The 17,739-nt window shown below is 55.0% G+C and carries 14 protein-coding genes; 8 read left to right on the forward strand and 6 right to left on the reverse strand.

From position 1 onward, the window contains the following. Positions 1-18 precede the first annotated feature (18 nt). Both pntB and pntA read right to left on the reverse strand, forming a co-directional pair. The gene (gene pntB / locus FD428_RS11495; RefSeq protein WP_012132483.1) at positions 19-1,407 is read right to left on the reverse strand and encodes a Re/Si-specific NAD(P)(+) transhydrogenase subunit beta; all 1,389 of its coding nucleotides are present in this window, start codon (positions 1,405-1,407) and stop codon (positions 19-21) included. A 10-nt stretch (positions 1,408-1,417) separates the two neighbouring features. After that, on the reverse strand, positions 1,418-2,947 hold the full coding sequence (pntA, locus tag FD428_RS11500; protein WP_058669169.1) for a Re/Si-specific NAD(P)(+) transhydrogenase subunit alpha: 1,530 nt from the start codon (positions 2,945-2,947) through the stop codon (positions 1,418-1,420). A 525-nt stretch (positions 2,948-3,472) separates the two neighbouring features. Between pntA and ydgH the strand changes: the two genes are divergently transcribed. The 3 genes from ydgH to folM all read left to right on the forward strand — a co-directional run bounded on the left by ydgH (position 3,473) and on the right by folM (position 6,848). Continuing rightward, a complete protein-coding gene (ydgH, locus tag FD428_RS11510) occupies positions 3,473-4,417 on the forward strand; it encodes a DUF1471 family protein YdgH (protein WP_012132486.1) in 945 nt (314 codons plus the stop codon). Positions 4,418-4,706: 289 nt separating this feature from the next. After that, positions 4,707-6,089 carry an amino acid permease gene (locus FD428_RS11515; protein WP_012132487.1) on the forward strand — a complete coding sequence of 461 codons (1,383 nt, stop codon included), beginning with the start codon at positions 4,707-4,709 and terminating at the stop codon, positions 6,087-6,089. A 36-nt stretch (positions 6,090-6,125) separates the two neighbouring features. After that, on the forward strand, positions 6,126-6,848 hold the full coding sequence (folM, locus tag FD428_RS11520; protein WP_047457214.1) for a dihydromonapterin reductase: 723 nt from the start codon (positions 6,126-6,128) through the stop codon (positions 6,846-6,848). Here the strand turns inward: folM and FD428_RS11525 are convergent. Then, entirely contained in the window at positions 6,845-7,180 is a 336-nt protein-coding gene (locus tag FD428_RS11525; protein WP_114848513.1) for a GlpM family protein, read from the reverse strand. The two genes, folM and FD428_RS11525, sit on opposite strands and share 4 nt — an antisense overlap. A gap of 127 nt (positions 7,181-7,307) precedes the next feature. On the opposite strand from FD428_RS11525, the gene rstA reads away from it, so the two are divergent. The 3 genes from rstA (at position 7,308) to tus (ending at position 10,383) form a co-directional block, all read left to right on the forward strand. Further along, positions 7,308-8,042 carry a two-component system response regulator RstA gene (gene rstA, locus FD428_RS11530; RefSeq protein WP_047463690.1) on the forward strand — a complete coding sequence of 245 codons (735 nt, stop codon included), beginning with the start codon at positions 7,308-7,310 and terminating at the stop codon, positions 8,040-8,042. A gap of 12 nt (positions 8,043-8,054) precedes the next feature. After that, positions 8,055-9,356, forward strand: a complete 1,302-nt coding sequence (gene rstB, locus FD428_RS11535) for a two-component system sensor histidine kinase RstB (protein ID WP_114848514.1) — start codon at positions 8,055-8,057, stop codon at positions 9,354-9,356. Between the two features lie 97 nt (positions 9,357-9,453). Further along, a complete protein-coding gene (gene tus / locus FD428_RS11540) occupies positions 9,454-10,383 on the forward strand; it encodes a DNA replication terminus site-binding protein (protein ID WP_049009311.1) in 930 nt (309 codons plus the stop codon). On the opposite strand, the gene fumC is transcribed toward tus, so the two are convergent. Together fumC and fumB are read right to left on the reverse strand one after the other, a co-directional pair. Continuing rightward, entirely contained in the window at positions 10,380-11,783 is a 1,404-nt protein-coding gene (fumC, locus tag FD428_RS11545; RefSeq protein WP_047457217.1) for a class II fumarate hydratase, read from the reverse strand. The two genes, tus and fumC, sit on opposite strands and share 4 nt — an antisense overlap. A gap of 159 nt (positions 11,784-11,942) precedes the next feature. Beyond that, entirely contained in the window at positions 11,943-13,589 is a 1,647-nt protein-coding gene (gene fumB, locus FD428_RS11550) for a class I fumarate hydratase (protein WP_012132495.1), read from the reverse strand. A 261-nt stretch (positions 13,590-13,850) separates the two neighbouring features. On the opposite strand from fumB, the gene manA reads away from it, so the two are divergent. Together manA and FD428_RS11560 are read left to right on the forward strand one after the other, a co-directional pair. Further along, positions 13,851-15,026 (forward strand): mannose-6-phosphate isomerase, encoded by a 1,176-nt coding sequence (gene manA / locus FD428_RS11555; protein WP_114848515.1) that lies wholly within the window; start codon positions 13,851-13,853, stop codon positions 15,024-15,026. Between the two features lie 102 nt (positions 15,027-15,128). Next, a complete protein-coding gene (locus tag FD428_RS11560) occupies positions 15,129-16,637 on the forward strand; it encodes a YdgA family protein (RefSeq protein WP_114848516.1) in 1,509 nt (502 codons plus the stop codon). A gap of 70 nt (positions 16,638-16,707) precedes the next feature. Here the strand turns inward: FD428_RS11560 and FD428_RS11565 are convergent, their stop codons facing one another. Continuing rightward, the gene (locus tag FD428_RS11565) at positions 16,708-17,736 is read right to left on the reverse strand and encodes a Mal regulon transcriptional regulator MalI (RefSeq protein ID WP_012132499.1); all 1,029 of its coding nucleotides are present in this window, start codon (positions 17,734-17,736) and stop codon (positions 16,708-16,710) included. Between the last annotated feature and the right edge of the window lie 3 nt (positions 17,737-17,739).

The raw sequence follows: 17,739 nt of genomic DNA on the forward strand, positions 1-17,739 counted from the left end.
GACTTGCGCCAGTAAAGATTAAAGCGCTTTCAGAATCGCATCCACGCTGGCTTTCGCATCGCCAAACAGCATATGCGTGTTGTCTTTAAAGAACAGCGGGTTCTGCACCCCGGCATAGCCGGTATTCATCGAGCGTTTAAACACGATAACGTTTTGCGCTTTCCAGACTTCCAGAACCGGCATACCGGCAATCGGGCTACGCGGATCGTCCTGCGCCGCCGGGTTCACCGTGTCGTTCGCGCCGATAACCAGCACCGTATCGGTGTCAGCGAAGTCGTCGTTGATTTCGTCCATTTCCAGCACGATGTCATACGGCACTTTCGCTTCCGCCAGCAGTACGTTCATGTGACCAGGCAAACGCCCCGCAACCGGGTGGATGCCAAAACGCACCTTGATACCGCGCGCGCGCAGTTTCTCGGTGATTTCCGCCACCGGGTACTGCGCCTGCGCAACCGCCATGCCATAGCCAGGGGTAATGATGACCGAGTGCGAATTTTTCAGCATGTCAGCCGTGTCTTCCGCCGTGATCTCACGGTGCTCGCCCGCGACCTGATCGTCGCCAGTAGAAGATCCATCGCTGCCGAAACCACCCGCGATAACGCTGATGAAAGAGCGGTTCATCGCCTTACACATGATGTAAGACAGAATCGCACCCGAAGAACCGACCAGCGCGCCGGTGACGATCAGCAGGTCGTTGCCCAGCATAAAGCCTGCCGCCGCCGCTGCCCAACCGGAATAGGAGTTCAGCATGGATACCACAACCGGCATATCCGCCCCGCCAATGGACGCCACCAGGTGCCAGCCGAAAGCCAGCGCAATAATGGTCATCACCAGCAGCGCCAGAACCTGCAAGCCAACGCTTTCGGTACGTACAAACACCACCAGCAGCAGGAAAGAAACCACCAGCGCCGCCAGGTTCATTTTGTGACGATTCGGCAGCATCAGCGGTTTGGACGAAATCTTACCGCACAGCTTGCCAAACGCCACCACGGAACCGGTGAAGGTAACCGCGCCAATGAAGATGCCGAGGAACACTTCCGTCAGGTGAATATTCACCAGAATCGGTTCCAGACCCGCCTCGTGGTACAGGTAGCTGTTAAAGCCCACCAGCACCGCCGCCAGGCCGACAAAGCTGTGCAGAATCGCCACCAGCTCCGGCATTTCGGTCATTTCAACGCGTTTCGCCAGACGGATACCGATCGCCCCACCGATAATCATCGCCACCAGAATCCAGGCAACGTTGCCGGTATCCGGGCCAAAGATCGTCGCCACCAGCGCAATCGCCATCCCGGCGATACCAAAGTTGTTACCCTGTCGGGACGTCTCATGCTTAGAGAGCCCGGCCAGACTGAAGATAAACAGGATCGCGGCAACAATGTATGCAGCTGTAACTAATCCTCCAGACATGTGTTACCCCTTAGTTTTTCCTGAACATTTTCAGCATACGCTGAGTCACGGTGAAGCCACCGAAAATATTAATGCTGGCGATAAGCACCGCGATAAAGCTCAGGAAACTCACCCAGCCTCCCTGGCCAATCTGTAACAATGCCCCGACAACGATAATCCCTGAGATGGCGTTAGTCACAGACATCAACGGCGTATGCAGCGCGTGCGAAACGTTCCACACCACGTAGTAACCCACCACGCAAGCAAGTGCGAAAACGGTGAAGTGGCCGAGGAACTCTTTCGGCGCCACGTCAGCCAGCCAACCAAACAGAACGATCGCCAGCGCCATCAGCGCATATTTACGCCACGGTGAAGCCGGTTTTTCCGCTTCTTTCGGCGCTGGAGCCGCTTGCGGCGCAGCCTGCGGCTGAGCAGACACCTGAATCGGCGGCGCGGGCCAGGTAATTTCACCGTCACGTACGACCGTTACGCCACGCACAACCACGTCGTCAAAGTCGACGTCGATATTGCCGTCTTTCTCTTTGCACAGCAGTTTGAGCAAGTTGACCAGGTTGGTGCCGTAAAGCTGGGAGGATTGCGTCGGCAGACGACCCGGCAGATCGGTGTAACCGATAACCTTCACGCCATTGTCGGTCGTGGTCACCTGACCGGCGACGGTGTATTCACAGTTACCGCCGTTTTGCGCAGCCAGATCGACAATCACGCTGCCGGACTTCATGGAATCAACCATCTCGCGCGTGATCAGCGTCGGCGCAGGTTTACCCGGGATTAGCGCGGTCGTGACGATAATATCGACCTCTTTCGCCTGCGCGGCAAAGAGTTCCATTTCCGCTTTAATAAACGCTTCGGACATCACTTTGGCATAGCCATCGCCGCTGCCCGCTTCCTCTTTAAAATCCAGTTCGAGGAATTCAGCGCCCATACTCTGAACCTGTTCTTTTACCTCTGGACGGGTATCAAACGCACGTACAATGGCGCCAAGGCTGTTTGCCGCGCCAATGGCCGCCAGACCTGCGACGCCCGCGCCAATCACCATCACTTTCGCTGGCGGCACTTTGCCCGCAGCGGTAATTTGCCCGGTAAAGAAACGACCAAATTCATGTGCGGCTTCCACAATCGCGCGATAACCGGCGATGTTGGCCATTGAGCTCAGGGCATCCAGCGACTGCGCGCGCGAAATACGCGGCACGGAGTCCATCGCCATCACGGTTACATTGCGTTCCGCGAGTTTTTGCAATAGCTCAGGATTCTGCGCCGGCCAGAGGAAACTCACCAGCGTCGTGCCCGCATTCAGTAAAGGAATTTCATCGTCTTCCGGCGCATTGACCTTCAGGATGATCTCTGACTGCCAGACCGCATTTCCCTCTACAATTTCTGCGCCCGCTTCTGTAAATGCCTTATCGTCAAAACTTGCCAGTTGACCCGCGCCGCTTTCAACCGCGACGGTAAAACCCAGTTTCAGCAGTTGCTCAACCGTTTTTGGCGTTGCTGCGACTCGGGTTTCATTGGTTAACCGCTCTTTTGGTATGCCAATTCGCATAATGTTCCCTTCCATCGGTTTTTTTGATGATGGTTTGTCAGTGATCGCAGGATGCATACGCACGCCTGCGTAAGAGGTAAGTGCTACCCCGGAAAAATAAAACAGTAACAAACTCTCTATAACCTACTGAAAATAGCGCCTGTGATCTAGCGCCAAAAAACAGTATTTATTATGAAATTTGCAAAATATGAATGATTCAGCCCACAAACAGGAATAATGACCTTGAAATCACCTTCAGTGACCGATAATTCGCTCAAGCGAAGCGGCAAAACATGATTTAGCGCCATCGACATTCAATCGTTTAACATTAAATTAACTTATAAAATGCGTATGCTTTATCAGTTTTGCCGGTCAAGCGCCTGTTTTTTAGACATATCACCAAATGTTATCATTCTTGTCACTTCAGGCGGTACGATGAGTGAAAAATGACGCAGACATTTGCAGGGTTTAAATGCAATAATCAGCCACGTTTCTAGTCAATAACAATACCAGTACCTGGTTTGCGCAAGGCGAAGGATTATTTTTATGAAGCTTAAGAACACTCTCCTGGCGTCCGCACTGCTTTCTGCGACTGCTTTTTCCGTAAATGCAGCGACAGAACTGACGCCGGAGCAAGCGGCAGCACTAAAACCTTATGACCGCATTGTGGTCACCGGGCGTTTTAATGCCATTGGCGATGCGGTAAATGCCGTATCCCGCCGCGCAGATAAAGAAGGTGCAGCCTCTTTTTATGTTGTTGATACGTCCGATTTTGGCAACAGCGGTAACTGGCGTGTCGTGGCTGACGTTTATAAATCAGACGCGCCAAAATCCGACGCGCCTCAAAACCGTGTAATTAACGGTATCGTCGAATTACCGAAAGATCAGGCCGTGCTGCTGGAACCTTACGACACCGTAACGGTGCAGGGTTTCTACCGTAGCCAGCCGGAAGTGAATGACGCCATCACCAAAGCTGCAAAAGCGAAAGGCGCCTACTCGTTCTACATTGTGCGTCAGGTCGATGCCAACCAGGGCGGCAACCAGCGTATTACCGCGTTTATCTATAAAGAAGATGCGAAGAAACGCGTCGTCCAGAGCCCGGACGTTATTCCTGCTGATTCCGATGCGGGTCGCGCAGCGCTGGCCGCCGGCGGTGAAGCAGCGAAGAAAGTGGAGATTCCGGGCGTCGCGACGACCGCTTCTCCAAGCGCTGAAGTCGGACGCTTCTTCGAAACGCAATCCTCAAAAGGTGGACGTTACACTGTCACTCTGCCTGACGGAACGAAAGTCGAAGAGCTGAACAAAGCGACCGCTGCGATGATGGTGCCGTTTGACAGCATCAAATTCACCGGCAACTACGGCAACATGACGGAAGTCTCCTACCAGGTTGCCAAGCGTGCGGCGAAGAAAGGCGCGAAATATTATCACATTACCCGCCAGTGGCAGGAACGTGGTAACAACATGACGATCAGCGCCGACCTGTATAAGTAAAGTACGCTCCCGCCATCCGGTGTTGTCATAACGCCTGATGGCGAGACCAGGCATCTTATCCGGCCTACGTGTTAGTAGGCCTGATGAGCGTAGCGCCATCAGGCGCCAATACGATGCTGCCCTATGTGAAATCTACCCGCCTTTAGCATTTTTAGTCACAAATGTTTCAGAGATCATTGCATGCGGTCTCTTCTCTCCGTAAAATCCCGCGCCTTAGTGGCTTTCACCATTTTTATGCGTTTTGCCAAAATAATTATTCTCCCACTCTCGTTTTTATAACTGGATACCGATGGAAAAGAAACTGGGACTGAGCGCGCTGACCGCGCTGGTTTTAAGCTCAATGCTTGGCGCAGGTGTGTTTAGTCTGCCACAGAACATGGCGGCGGTGGCCAGCCCGGCAGCGCTGCTGATTGGCTGGGCGATTACGGGCGTCGGGATACTGCTGCTGGCTTTCGCTATGCTGATCCTGACGCGCGTTCGCCCGGAACTGGATGGCGGGATTTTCACCTACGCGCGCGAAGGTTTCGGCGAACTGATCGGTTTCTGCTCCGCCTGGGGATACTGGCTCTGTGCCGTTATCGCCAACGTCTCTTATCTGGTTATCGTTTTTTCTGCCCTGAGCTTCTTTACCGATACGCCGGAACTCCGCCTGTTTGGCGACGGCAACACCTGGCAGTCCATCATCGGCGCGTCGGTACTGCTTTGGGTGGTGCACTTCCTGGTGCTGCGCGGTGTGCAAACCGCTGCCAGCATCAACCTGGTCGCAACGCTGGCGAAGCTGTTGCCGCTGGGGTTGTTCATCGTCCTGGCTATCATCATGTTTAAGCTCGATACGTTCAGCCTGGATTTCACCGGTCTGGCGCTGGGCGTTCCCGTCTGGGAGCAGGTTAAAAACACGATGCTCATCACGCTGTGGGTGTTTATCGGCGTGGAAGGCGCGGTTGTCGTCTCCGCCCGGGCGAGAAATAAGCGTGATGTCGGACGTGCGACGCTGCTGGCGGTTCTCGCCGCATTGGGCGTCTACCTGCTGGTGACGCTGCTCTCTTTAGGCGTCGTCGCCCGCCCGGAACTGGCGGAGATTCGCAATCCGTCAATGGCGGGTTTGATGGTGAAAATGATGGGGCCGTGGGGCGAAATCATTATCGCGGCGGGTCTTATCGTTTCAGTCTGCGGCGCTTATCTGAGCTGGACCATTATGGCGGCAGAAGTGCCGTTTCTGGCCTCAACGCATAAAGCCTTCCCACGCATTTTCGCCCGCCAGAATGCGCAAGGCGCGCCATCGGCTTCGCTGTGGCTCACCAACGCGTGCGTTCAGATCTGCCTGGTGCTGATCTGGCTCACAGGTTCGGATTACAACACGCTGTTGACGATTGCTTCAGAGATGATTCTGGTACCCTATTTCCTGGTCGGCGCGTTCCTGCTGAAAATCGCCGCGCGCCCTCTTCATCAGGCGGTAGGTGTCGGGGCCTGCATTTATGGCTTATGGTTATTGTATGCGTCCGGCCCGATGCACCTGTTGCTGTCGGTGGTGCTGTATGCGCCGGGATTGTTAGTTTTCCTCTACGCACGCAAGACGCATACGCACGATAATGTCCTGAATCGTCAGGAAGTGATGTTGATCGGTCTGCTACTCATCGCCGCTGTTCCGGCTACGTGGATGTTGGTGGGGTAATCGTCGCCCCATTGTTTGATGCCAAAGGAGACTACAATGGGTAAAAACCAGCCCTTGCCCATCCTTATCACGGGAGGAGGCCGCCGCATCGGTCTCGCGCTCGCGTGGCACTTTCTCAATCAAAAACAGCCGGTGATTGTCAGCTACCGGACGCACTATCCGGCCATCGACGGCCTGACGCAAGCGGGCGCGCTGTGCATTCAGGCCGATTTTTCCACCGATGACGGCGTCCTGGCATTTGCTGAGAAGATAAAAACCCATACGCCAGGCCTGCGGGCTATTTTGCATAACGCCAGCGCCTGGATGGCCGAGGCGCCTGGCACCCCGCTCTCTGACGTGCTGGCATGCATGATGCAGATTCACGTCAATACGCCCTATCTGTTAAACCATGCGCTGGAAAGACTGTTGCGCGGCCACGGACATGCGGCCACCGATATCATCCATTTTACGGACTATGTTGTGGAACGCGGCAGCGACAAACACATCGCCTATGCCGCCAGTAAAGCAGCGCTGGATAATATGACCCGCTCCTTTGCCCGCAAACTGGCCCCGGAAGTGAAAGTCAACGCCATCGCCCCGTCGCTGATCCTGTTTAACGAAAACGACGACGCCGAGTACCGTCAGCAGGCGCTCAATAAATCCCTGATGAAGACAGCGCCCGGCGAGAAAGAGGTAATCGACCTGGTGGATTATCTTCTCACCAGTTGCTTCGTTACCGGCCGCAGTTTCGCCGTGGATGGCGGCCGGCACCTGCGTTAATGCAGTTTGATCCAGCAAAATATCAGCAGCCATGCGCTCAGGCCCCAGCACACCACCGCCCCGCCGAGCGCAACGGGCAAACGCAGAAAACCGGTGAAATACCAAAGCGTGGCGAGGTAGACAAAATAAGGGATGATCGACCACATACTGAATATAATGGTCGTGCGTAACGCGTCAATTCCGCGCTCGCTGGCGACAATATAGTGGGCAATCAGTGCAAATGTCGGAAAAAGCGGAATTAATCCGGCGATATAGTAATTTTTTGTTTTTGCCAGCAAACCAATCAATACCACCACCAGCGCACCCAGCGCGGCTTTTATCACGAGTCCCATTTCGATGCCTTAACACATCAATAACATTGAGGCTGTAGCATAACGGAAGCGCTCTCGTTTAGAAAAGATTAATGGAAGGGAAAACGGAGGCGGTGTATGTTGGCGTTTTCTCCGCGTAATGAACGTTATGAACACCATCGTATTTGTTGAGGATGACCCTGAAGTTGGCTCGCTGATTGCCGCTTATCTGGCGAAACACGATATTGAGGTGCTGATTGAACCTCGCGGCGATCTGGCTGAAGAGACGATCCTTCGCACGCAACCCGAGCTGGTGTTACTGGATATCATGCTGCCGGGCAAAGACGGTATGACCATTTGCCGCGATTTGCGAGGCCGCTGGCAAGGGCCGATTGTCCTGCTGACCTCACTGGACAGCGACATGAACCACATCCTGGCGCTGGAAATGGGCGCCTGTGACTACATCCTGAAAACCACGCCCCCTGCCGTGCTCCTCGCCCGTCTGCGCCTGCATTTACGGCAGAATGAACTCAGCGCGCAGGCAAAAGGCATTCAGGATACGGCGATGACCCCGCATAAAACGCTGCGTTTTGGCGCGTTGATTATTGACCCGGTCAATCGTTCAGTCGCGCTCTCCGGCGAACCGGTTTCGCTTTCCACCGCCGATTTCGAATTACTCTGGGAACTGGCAACCCATGCCGGGCAGATTATGGATCGCGACGCGCTGCTGAAAAACTTGCGCGGCGTCAGCTACGACGGCATGGACCGCAGCGTGGATGTCGCTATCTCAAGGCTGCGTAAGAAATTGCAGGATAACGCCACCGAGCCCTATCGAATCAAAACGGTTCGCAACAAAGGGTATCTGTTTGCCCCCCATGCGTGGGAAGAGAGTCAGCGTGATTAACCGGGTGCATCAATGAAAAAACTGTTCGTTCAGTTTTATCTGCTGCTGTTTGTCTGCTTTCTGGTCATGACCCTGTTGGTCGGGCTGGTGTATAAGTTCACCGCAGAACGCGCAGGCAGACAGTCGCTGGATGATTTGATGAAAAGCTCGCTGTATTTAATGCGCAGCGAATTGCGGGAGATCCCTCCGCGCGACTGGGGGAAAACCCTCAAAGAGATGGATCTTAATCTCTCTTTCGATTTGCGCGTAGAGCCGCTCAATAAATACAAACTCGACGCGCTTACCACACAGCGTCTGCGCGAAGGCGACATCGTCGCGCTGGACGATCAGTATACGTTTATCCAGCGCATCCCCCGCAGCCATTACGTGCTGGCCGTCGGGCCGGTTCCTTATCTCTATTTTCTTCACCAGATGCGGCTACTGGATATCGCGCTGATGGCCTTTATCGCCATCTCCCTCGCCTTTCCGGTGTTTATCTGGATGCGCCCGCACTGGCAGGAGATGCTGCGCCTGGAGGCCGCCGCTCAGCGTTTTGGCGAAGGGCACCTCGCAGAGCGCCTTCACTTTGACAACGGTTCCAGTTTTGAACGTCTCGGCATTGCCTTTAACCAGATGGCAGATAACATCAACGCGCTGATCGCCAGTAAAAAACAGCTTATTGACGGCATCGCCCACGAACTGCGTACACCGCTGGTGCGTCTGCGTTACCGGCTGGAGATGAGTGAAAATCTCAGCGCACAGGAGTCGCAGGCGCTGAATCGCGATATCGGCCAACTGGAAGCGTTAATCGAAGAGTTACTGACCTATGCGCGGCTGGACAGGCCGCAGACTGCGTTAACGCTCACCGTTCCCGACCTCCCCGTGTGGCTGGCGAGCCACCTGGAAGACGTACAGAGCGTCAACCCCGGACGCACGGTGCGGCTCAGCCATCTTACGCCTGGCGATTACGGCGCGCTGGATATGCGGCTAATGGAGCGTGTGCTGGATAATCTGCTCAATAACGCGCTGCGTTATTCCCATTCCACCGTTCAGGCCAGCCTGTTATTAAGCGGCAATCAGGCGACCCTGATTGTTGAAGACGACGGCCCCGGCATCGCGCCAGACGCGCGCGAACATGTGTTCGAACCCTTTGTGCGCCTCGATCCCAGCCGCGACCGCGCTACCGGAGGCTGCGGGCTGGGATTAGCCATCGTGCGCTCCATCGCCCTGGCGATGGGCGGAACGGTAAACTGTCGCGAAAGTGAACTGGGCGGCGCCAGATTCACCTTCAACTGGCCCGTCTGGCACAACATCCCCGAATTTCCCCCTGCCTGACGCATAGCGCACGATGGTCAGGGCGGGTATGATGTGATATACAGTAAGTATGTTGTAACTAATATCCTTCTTTCTGCGACACTGAAATGGTGGTGATATGGCCCGTTACGATCTTGTCGAACGCCTGAATGGTACTTTTCGCCAGACAGAACACGCGCTGGCAACCCTGACAGAAAATCTCGAACAGCAACCGCTGCTGATTGCCCGCGTCTTCTCCCTTCCCGAAGTAACCAAAGAGGCGGAGCACAACCCTCTGGCGACCATTGCGGTGGAGCAGCATCTGGGAAAAGAGGCCGAATCGCTGGCGCTGCGCCACTATCGCCACCTGTTTATTCAGCAACAGTCTGAAAATCGCAGCAGCAAAGCGGCGGTTCGCCTGCCCGGCGTATTGTGCTATCAGGTTGATGATGCCACGCAGGTCGCGCTGGAAAACCAGATCCAGCACATCAATCAGTTAAAAACGACATTTGAGCGTATTGTGACGGTGGAGTCAGGATTGCCGTCAGCGGCGCGTTTTGAGTGGGTGCATCGCCATCTGCCCGGTCTTATCACGTTGAATGCCTACCGCGCGTTAACGGTGATCAAGAATCCCGCCACCCTCCGTTTTGGCTGGGCCAACAAGCACATTATTAAGAATCTGCGCCGGGATGAGGTGCTGGCGCAACTGGAGAAAAGCCTGAACACGCCGCGCAGCGTGCATCCCTGGACGCGCGAAGAGTGGCAGGCCAGGCTGGAGCGCGAATATCAGGATATCGCCGCCCTGCCGCAACAGGCGCGGCTGAAGATTAAAAGACCGGTGAAGGTACAGCCGATTGCCCGCGTCTGGTACAAAGGGCAGCAGAAACAGGTTCAGCACGCCTGCCCGACGCCGCTTATCGCGCTGATCAATACCGATAAAGGCATGACCGTGCCGGATATCGGCGAACTACTGAATTACGATGCGGACAATGTTCAGCACCGCTTTAAGCCTCAGGCGCAACCGTTGCGACTTATCATCCCCCGGTTGCACCTGTATGTGGCGGATTAACGGCCTGGCTTCATGCTGCCCACCATCAGTTCCGGGCGCACCCAGCTATCAAACTCGGCTTCAGTGAGATACCCCAGCGCCAGGGCGGAGGCTTTTAAGGTCAGCCCTTCCTTGTGCGCTTTTTTGGCGATCTCCGCCGCTTTGTCATAGCCGATGTGCGTGTTAAGCGCGGTGACCAGCATCAGCGATTCATTGAGCAGTTGATTAATACGCTCACGGTTTGGCTCAATACCGACCGCACAGTGCGCATTAAAGCTTTCCATCCCATCCGCCAGCAGGCGTACCGATTGCAGGAAATTATGGATAACCATCGGGCGATAGACGTTAAGCTCGAAGTTTCCCGACGCCCCGCCCATATTGATAGCCACATCGTTGCCCATCACCTGACAGCAGAGCATGGTCAGCGCCTCGCACTGGGTCGGGTTCACTTTGCCTGGCATAATCGAACTGCCCGGCTCGTTCTCAGGAATGGCAATTTCACCAATGCCGCATCGAGGGCCAGAGGCCAGCCAGCGAACGTCATTGGCGATTTTCATCAGCGACGCCGCCAGCCCTTTTAGCGCGCCGTGCGCATGAACCAGCGCATCACAGGTCGCCAGTGCTTCAAACTTGTTCGGCGCCGTCACAAATGGCGCGCAGGTGATCACCGCCAGCTCATCCGCCACGCGGCGGGCATATTCAGGATGAGTGTTCAACCCTGTGCCCACCGCCGTGCCGCCCAGCGCCAGCTCCGCCACATGCGGCAGGCTATTTTCAATATGTTTGAGATTGTGCTCCAGCATCGCCACCCAGCCGGAAATTTCCTGACCGAGCGTCAGCGGCGTCGCATCCTGCAAGTGCGTGCGGCCAATTTTCACAATGTCGGCAAACGCATGGGACTTTTTGCGCAGCGTATCAGTCAGGACATTAAGCTGCGGGATGAGATGCTTGCGTAGCGCCAGCAGCGCCGCAACGTGCATCGCGGTCGGGAAGACGTCGTTCGAACTTTGGCTTTTATTGACATCATCGTTCGGGTGAACTTTGCGTTCCATGCCGCGAACGCCACCCAGCAGTTCGCTCGCGCGGTTCGCCAGCACTTCGTTCATGTTCATGTTGCTTTGCGTGCCCGACCCGGTCTGCCAGATCGCCAGCGGAAATTCGTCGGGATGTTTATCGGCCAGCACTTCATCAGCCGCCTGCATAATGGCGGAGGCTTTTTCCGCCGACAGCAGCCCTAAGTCCTCGTTAACTTTGGCTGCCGCACGCTTGGTCAGCGCCAGCGCATGGATCAGCGAGACGGGCATTTTCTCCGTGGAGATACGAAAATGCTCCAGCGATCGTTGGGTTTGCGCTCCCCAAAGTTTATCTGCCGGAACATCAATCCCGCCCATCGAATCTTTCTCGCAGCGTACCGTCGTCATTACTTTCTCCTTGTTAACAATGAAGTTGAGGACATGCTCACACACCTGTCAGGATTAAGTATTGATTGCTTCATAAATACTGCATGGCGCTTTGTGCGCTTCTGAAATGCCGGGCGGCACAGCGCCTTACCCGGCCTGCAAATGTACCTTTTTATTGTCTTACTTCACGCAGCGCGTGCACTGCGAAGTTTGAATTTGCTGGAAGAAATCATTGCCTTTATCATCCACCAGGATAAAGGCCGGAAAATCTTCCACTTCAATTTTCCAGATCGCTTCCATCCCCAGTTCAGGGTATTCCACGCATTCCAGACTCCTGATGCTGCCCTGCGCCAGCACGGCGGCAGGCCCGCCAATGCTGCCCAGATAGAAGCCGCCGTGTTTATGGCAGGCATCGGTCACCTGTTGGCTACGGTTGCCTTTGGCCAGCATAATCATACTGCCGCCCTGCGACTGAAGCTGATCGACGTAAGAGTCCATACGCCCTGCGGTCGTTGGCCCCAGCGAACCGGACGCGTATCCTTCAGGCGTTTTTGCCGGACCCGCGTAGTAGATCGGATGATCTTTAACATACTGCGGCAACCCTTCGCCACGGTCCATCCGTTCTTTCAGTTTGGCGTGCGCGATATCACGCCCCACAATAATCGTCCCGTTCAGCGACAGACGAGTTGAAACCGGATACTGCGACAACTGTTGCAGGATCGCTTTCATTGGCTGGTTGAGGTCAACGCGAACCGCCTCGCCTTCGCCTGCCTGGCGCAATTCTTCGGGAATATATTTACCCGGATTATGTTCCAGTTTCTCGATCCAGATACCTTTGCGGTTGATCTTCGCTTTAATGTTGCGATCCGCAGAGCAGGAGACGCCCATCCCGACCGGACAGGACGCGCCGTGACGCGGTAAACGAATGACGCGGATATCATGGGCAAAATATTTACCGCCGAACTGAGCGCCTAACCCGAGATTCTGCGCTTCCGTCAGCAACTCTTTTTCCAGCTCCACGTCGCGGAATGCCTGACCGTGTTCGTTCCCTTCCGTCGGCAGTTCGTCATAGTATTTTGCGGAGGCCAGCTTAACCGTTTTCAGCGTTGCTTCCGCCGACGTCCCGCCGATCACGAAGGCGATGTGATACGGAGGACAGGCCGCTGTCCCCAGTGTGCGCATTTTATCGACCAGGTAATTTTTCAGTTTGCCCGGCGTCAGCAGCGCTTTGGTTTCCTGATACAGATAGGTTTTGTTGGCGGAACCGCCGCCTTTGGCGATACACAGGAATTTGTATTCATCGCCATCAACGCTGTAGAGATCAATCTGCGCGGGCAGGTTGGTGCCGGTATTGACCTCTTTATACATATCCAGCGGGGCATTTTGCGAATAGCGCAGGTTATCTTCGATGTAAGTGTTATAAACGCCGCGCGCCAGCGCAGCCTCATCACCGCCGCCAGTCCAGACGCGCTGGCCTTTTTTGCCAACGATAATGGCCGTACCGGTGTCCTGGCAGGTTGGTAAAATCCCTTTTGCGGCAATGTCCGAATTGCGCAGGAATTGCAGCGCGACATATTTATCGTTTTCGCTGGCGTCCGGGTCGCGCAGGATATCAGCGACCTGCTGTTGATGCGCAGGGCGCAGCATAAACGAAGCATCGTGGAATGCCTGACGCGCCATCAGCGTCAGCGCTTCAGGAGCGACCTTAAGCACTTCCTGCCCTTCAAATTCGGCAACGGAAACGTGTTCACTGGTCAGCAGGTAATATTCGGTATCGTCCTTTTTGAGGGGAAAAGGAGCCTGATAATGGAAGGGTTTGTTCGACATTGTTCTCTCACTTACTGCTCGGTCTGGTTATTCTCTGGGCAGATGTTCCATTGCCCTGCTTACCCGTCACGCCTCCAGCGGCAGACATGTTATTGTCCTGCAACCCGAATGCGTCAGGGTGTAAAAAGCGAGTTACACTATCCTACACAATTTTTTAACAAAAACTGAGACAAGTACGACTTTTTGCGCGCAGAGGTTACTTCCCGCGGGTTTCTTGGTTTAATACGCGAATTAATTTCCATATTGAAACAGGGCTTGATAATGCAAAAACTCATCAACTCAGTGCAAAACTATGCATGGGGTAGTAAAACTGCGTTAACGGAACTCTACGGCATTGCGAATCCGTCTCAGCAGCCAATGGCAGAGCTCTGGATGGGCGCCCATCCCAAGAGCAGCTCCCGAATTGAAGGCGCTGACGGGAAAGCCGTCTCGTTACGCGACGTGATTGAGCACGATAAAGCCACACTGCTGGGCGAGTCTGTCGCAAAACGTTTTGGCGAGCTGCCCTTCCTGTTTAAAGTGCTGTGTGCCGCGCAGCCGCTTTCCATCCAGGTTCATCCGAATAAACACAACTCAGAAATTGGTTTCGCGAAAGAGAATGCGGCCGGTATTCCGATGGATGCCGCCGAGCGTAACTATAAAGATCCGAACCACAAGCCTGAACTGGTCTTTGCCCTGACGCCTTTCCTGGCGATGAACGCATTCCGCGAGTTCTCTGAGATTGTCTCCCTGCTGCAACCTGTTTCCGGCGCGCATACCGCCATTGCCCACTTCCTGCAAGAGCCGAATGCCGAACGCCTGAGCCAACTGTTCGCCAGCCTGCTCAATATGCAGGGCGATGAAAAATCCCGCGCGCTGGCGGTGCTGAAAGCGGCGCTGAACAGCCAACAGGGTGAACCGTGGCAGACGATCCGCGTCATATCCGAATTTTACCCGGATGACAGCGGCCTCTTCTCTCCACTGCTGCTGAACGTGGTCAAGCTGAACCCTGGCGAAGCCATGTTCCTGTTTGCCGAAACGCCTCATGCCTATTTGCAGGGTGTGGCGCTGGAAGTGATGGCGAACTCCGATAACGTCCTGCGCGCCGGGCTGACGCCGAAATATATCGACATTCCTGAACTGGTCGCGAACGTCAAATTCGTTGCCAAACCAGCGGATCAGCTGCTGACAACGCTGGTAAAACACGGTGCGGAACTGGACTTCCCAATTCCGGTGGAAGATTTCGCGTTTTCGCTGCATGACCTCTCCGCTCAGGAAACGGCCATCAGCCAGCAGAGCGCCGCCATTCTGTTCTGCGTGGAAGGCGAAGCGGTGCTGAGCAAGGGCGAGCAGCGTCTGGTGCTGAAACCCGGCGAATCCGCGTTTATCGGCGCTGATGAGTCTCCGGTCAACGCCAGCGGCGTGGGCCGTTTGGCCAGGGTTTACAACAAGCTGTAGCAACATACTGAATTTTTTAACAACTCTTGCTAAGCTAGTTAAAGGCTCACAACTTCTCCAGGCGGTTTAATCCGCCTGGTTTCATTTTTATGGATAATCGATATGAAAAAATCGCTGGTAGCTACAGGTGTGATCGTCGCCCTGGGCGTAGTCTGGACAGGCGGGGCCTGGTACACCGGGAAAAAACTGGAAACGCATCTCGCACAGATGGTGAATCAGGCAAATGAGCAGCTTAAACGCACGGCGCCTGAAGCCGCCATTGAGCTGAGCTATCAAAACTACCAGCGCGGCATTTTCAGCAGCCAGTTACAGCTGGTGGCGAAGCCTGTCGAAGGCAAGGAAAACCCCTGGCTGAAACCAGGACAAAACGTCGTACTGAACGAAGCGGTGGATCATGGCCCTTTCCCGTTCACACAGTTGAAATCGTTTAACCTTATCCCTGCGATGGCCTCAGTGAAGACGACCCTGGTCAACAACGACGTCACCAGACCGTTGTTTGATATCGCAAAGGGCGAGACGCCGGTCGAGATTAATTCCCGGATTGGTTATGGCGGCGATACCCGCTCAGATATCTCCCTCAATCCGTTGAATTATGAAAATAACGGTGAAAAAGTCGCCTTTAGCGGCGGGGAATTTCAGCTGAATGCCGATAAAGACGGCAATGTTGTTTCACTGTCAGGCGAAGCGCAAAGCGGCCTGGTGGATGCCGTCAACGAATATAACCAGAAAGTCCAGATTACTTTTAATAACCTGAAAACCGACGGTTCCAGCACCCTGGCCAGCTTCGGCGAGCGTATTGGCAACCAGACGCTGTCGCTGGAAAAAATGACGGTATCGGTAGAAGGTAAAGAGATGGCCGTGCTGGAAGGCATGGTGATCGACGGTAAGTCCGATCTCGTCAACGACGGCAAAACTATCAATAGCCAGCTGGATTACTCGCTGAACAGCCTTAAAGTGCAGAATCAGGATCTGGGTAGCGGCAAGCTGACGCTGAAAGTGGGACAGATCGATGGCGAAGCCTGGCACCAGTTTAGCCGCCAGTATAACGCTCAGACTCAGGCGCTGATGACGCAACCCGAGGTGGTGCAAAATCCTGAGCTTTATCAGGAGAAAGTGACCGAAGCGTTCTTTGGCGCCCTGCCGCTGCTGATGAAGGGCGAACCGGTGATTACCGTCGCGCCGTTAAGCTGGAAAAACGCTAAAGGCGAGACCGCGCTGAACCTCTCCTTGTTCCTGAAAGATCCGGCCGCGACCACTGAAGAACCGCAAACGCTGACTCAGGAAGTGGATCGTTCCGTTAAATCTCTCGATGCGAAGCTGACGATCCCGATGGATATGGCCGTTGAGTTTATGACCCAGGTCGCCAGACTGGAAGGTTATCAGCAGGAAGATGCCGATAAGCTGGCGAATCAACAAGTCAAAGGGTTAGCCGCGATGGGGCAAATGTTCCGCATCACCACGTTGCAGGATAATACCATTGCCACCAACCTACAGTATGCCAATGGTCAGGTAACGCTCAACGGGCAAAAAATGACGCTGGAAGAGTTTGTCGGCATGTTTGGTATGCCTGCGCTCTCCGTGCCGGACGCTCCGGCGATTCCTCAGCAGTAAGTTTTCTGTACGTCCCGCGCCCGGCGGGATTTTCCCGTCGGGCCGCTATTCAAACACCTGTCCCGCCACGCTATTTTTGCGTCACCAGACGAGCGGAAATGGTCTGGCTGCGCGAATGGCTCTCTTCATGACCAATCCGTTGCAGGATGCGCTCCGCAAGGGTATAGCCAATTTCGCGGGCTGGCGTGCTGGCCCAGATGATCGGCAGATCGTCCAGCGCGTTTTCCGCCACATCAGCAAACGCCGCCAGCGAGATCTGTTGTTCAAAATAGCGATCAACGCCAATTTCACCACTCTGACGCCCCGCTTTCATCAGGCCAAACCATGCTCCCATCGCAATGGTTTCGTTGTAGCACACCACTGCGCTGATGGTCGGGTTATGCCGCAGTAATGCGGTAATGGCTTCGGCGGCCTGCTTCTGGCTGGATGCGCACTCCAGCACCCAGTCGCTGTGAAAAGGCAACCCAAACTTCAGCAGCGTCGCGCAATAGCCGCCGACGCGCTCCGCGCGCGTTAATGAGGAGCTTTGCCCTCCCAGCCACGCGATCCGCTGATGCCCAAGGCGAATCAGATGTTCCGTCAGTAGCTGCGCCGCCTGCATGTTATCCGGCCGGACAGTATCCACCTCTTCCAGATAACTGGCGCGCGAGGCAAACACCACCGGAATCCCTTTTTCTTCTGCCCGTTCCCGGAGCGCATCGCTGTTACCCGCCGCTCCGGCGATCACCACGCCATCCACCCCCTGATTAAGGAGCATAGCGAAGCGCTGACTCAGTTGTTCGCCATCCTGACCGCCGTGCAACAAAAAGACCATGCGCCCCTGCGCTTCCAGCGCCTCTGTCAACCCGGCCGTGAGTTCCGCATAAAAAGGCGCAGACAGATCGCGCACAATCAGCCCAATGACGCCGCTCTGCCCACCGCGAAGCGCCGATGCCTGGCGGTTACGCACAAAGCCCAGCTGTTCAATCGCCGCGTTAACCCGCTCGCCGGTGGCTGACGAAATCCGCCCTTTGCCACTGAGCACTAATGAGACGGTACTGACGGAGACGCCAGCCGCCAACGCGACATCATGGATGGTGGTTTTTTTGGCTATAGCCATGAA

This window comes from Citrobacter sp. TBCP-5362 (assembly GCF_005406305.1).
Taxonomy (GTDB): Bacteria; Pseudomonadota; Gammaproteobacteria; order Enterobacterales; family Enterobacteriaceae; genus Citrobacter_B; species Citrobacter_B koseri.

What these genes read in the sequence shown, in the direction of transcription:
- ydgH (WP_012132486.1), top strand. Translation starts at nt 3,473, where the DNA reads ATGAAGCTTAAGAACACTCTCCTGGCGTCCGCACTGCTTTCTGCGACT.
- FD428_RS11560 (WP_114848516.1), top strand. Translation starts at nt 15,129, where the DNA reads ATGAAAAAATCGCTGGTAGCTACAGGTGTGATCGTCGCCCTGGGCGTA.
- fumC (WP_047457217.1), bottom strand. Translation starts at nt 11,783, where the DNA reads ATGACGACGGTACGCTGCGAGAAAGATTCGATGGGCGGGATTGATGTT.
- FD428_RS11525 (WP_114848513.1), bottom strand. Translation starts at nt 7,180, where the DNA reads ATGGGACTCGTGATAAAAGCCGCGCTGGGTGCGCTGGTGGTGGTATTG.
- manA (WP_114848515.1), top strand. Translation starts at nt 13,851, where the DNA reads ATGCAAAAACTCATCAACTCAGTGCAAAACTATGCATGGGGTAGTAAA.
- FD428_RS11515 (WP_012132487.1), top strand. Translation starts at nt 4,707, where the DNA reads ATGGAAAAGAAACTGGGACTGAGCGCGCTGACCGCGCTGGTTTTAAGC.
- pntB (WP_012132483.1), bottom strand. Translation starts at nt 1,407, where the DNA reads ATGTCTGGAGGATTAGTTACAGCTGCATACATTGTTGCCGCGATCCTG.
- pntA (WP_058669169.1), bottom strand. Translation starts at nt 2,947, where the DNA reads ATGCGAATTGGCATACCAAAAGAGCGGTTAACCAATGAAACCCGAGTC.
- rstA (WP_047463690.1), top strand. Translation starts at nt 7,308, where the DNA reads ATGAACACCATCGTATTTGTTGAGGATGACCCTGAAGTTGGCTCGCTG.
- tus (WP_049009311.1), top strand. Translation starts at nt 9,454, where the DNA reads ATGGCCCGTTACGATCTTGTCGAACGCCTGAATGGTACTTTTCGCCAG.
- rstB (WP_114848514.1), top strand. Translation starts at nt 8,055, where the DNA reads ATGAAAAAACTGTTCGTTCAGTTTTATCTGCTGCTGTTTGTCTGCTTT.
- FD428_RS11565 (WP_012132499.1), bottom strand. Translation starts at nt 17,736, where the DNA reads ATGGCTATAGCCAAAAAAACCACCATCCATGATGTCGCGTTGGCGGCT.
- fumB (WP_012132495.1), bottom strand. Translation starts at nt 13,589, where the DNA reads ATGTCGAACAAACCCTTCCATTATCAGGCTCCTTTTCCCCTCAAAAAG.
- folM (WP_047457214.1), top strand. Translation starts at nt 6,126, where the DNA reads ATGGGTAAAAACCAGCCCTTGCCCATCCTTATCACGGGAGGAGGCCGC.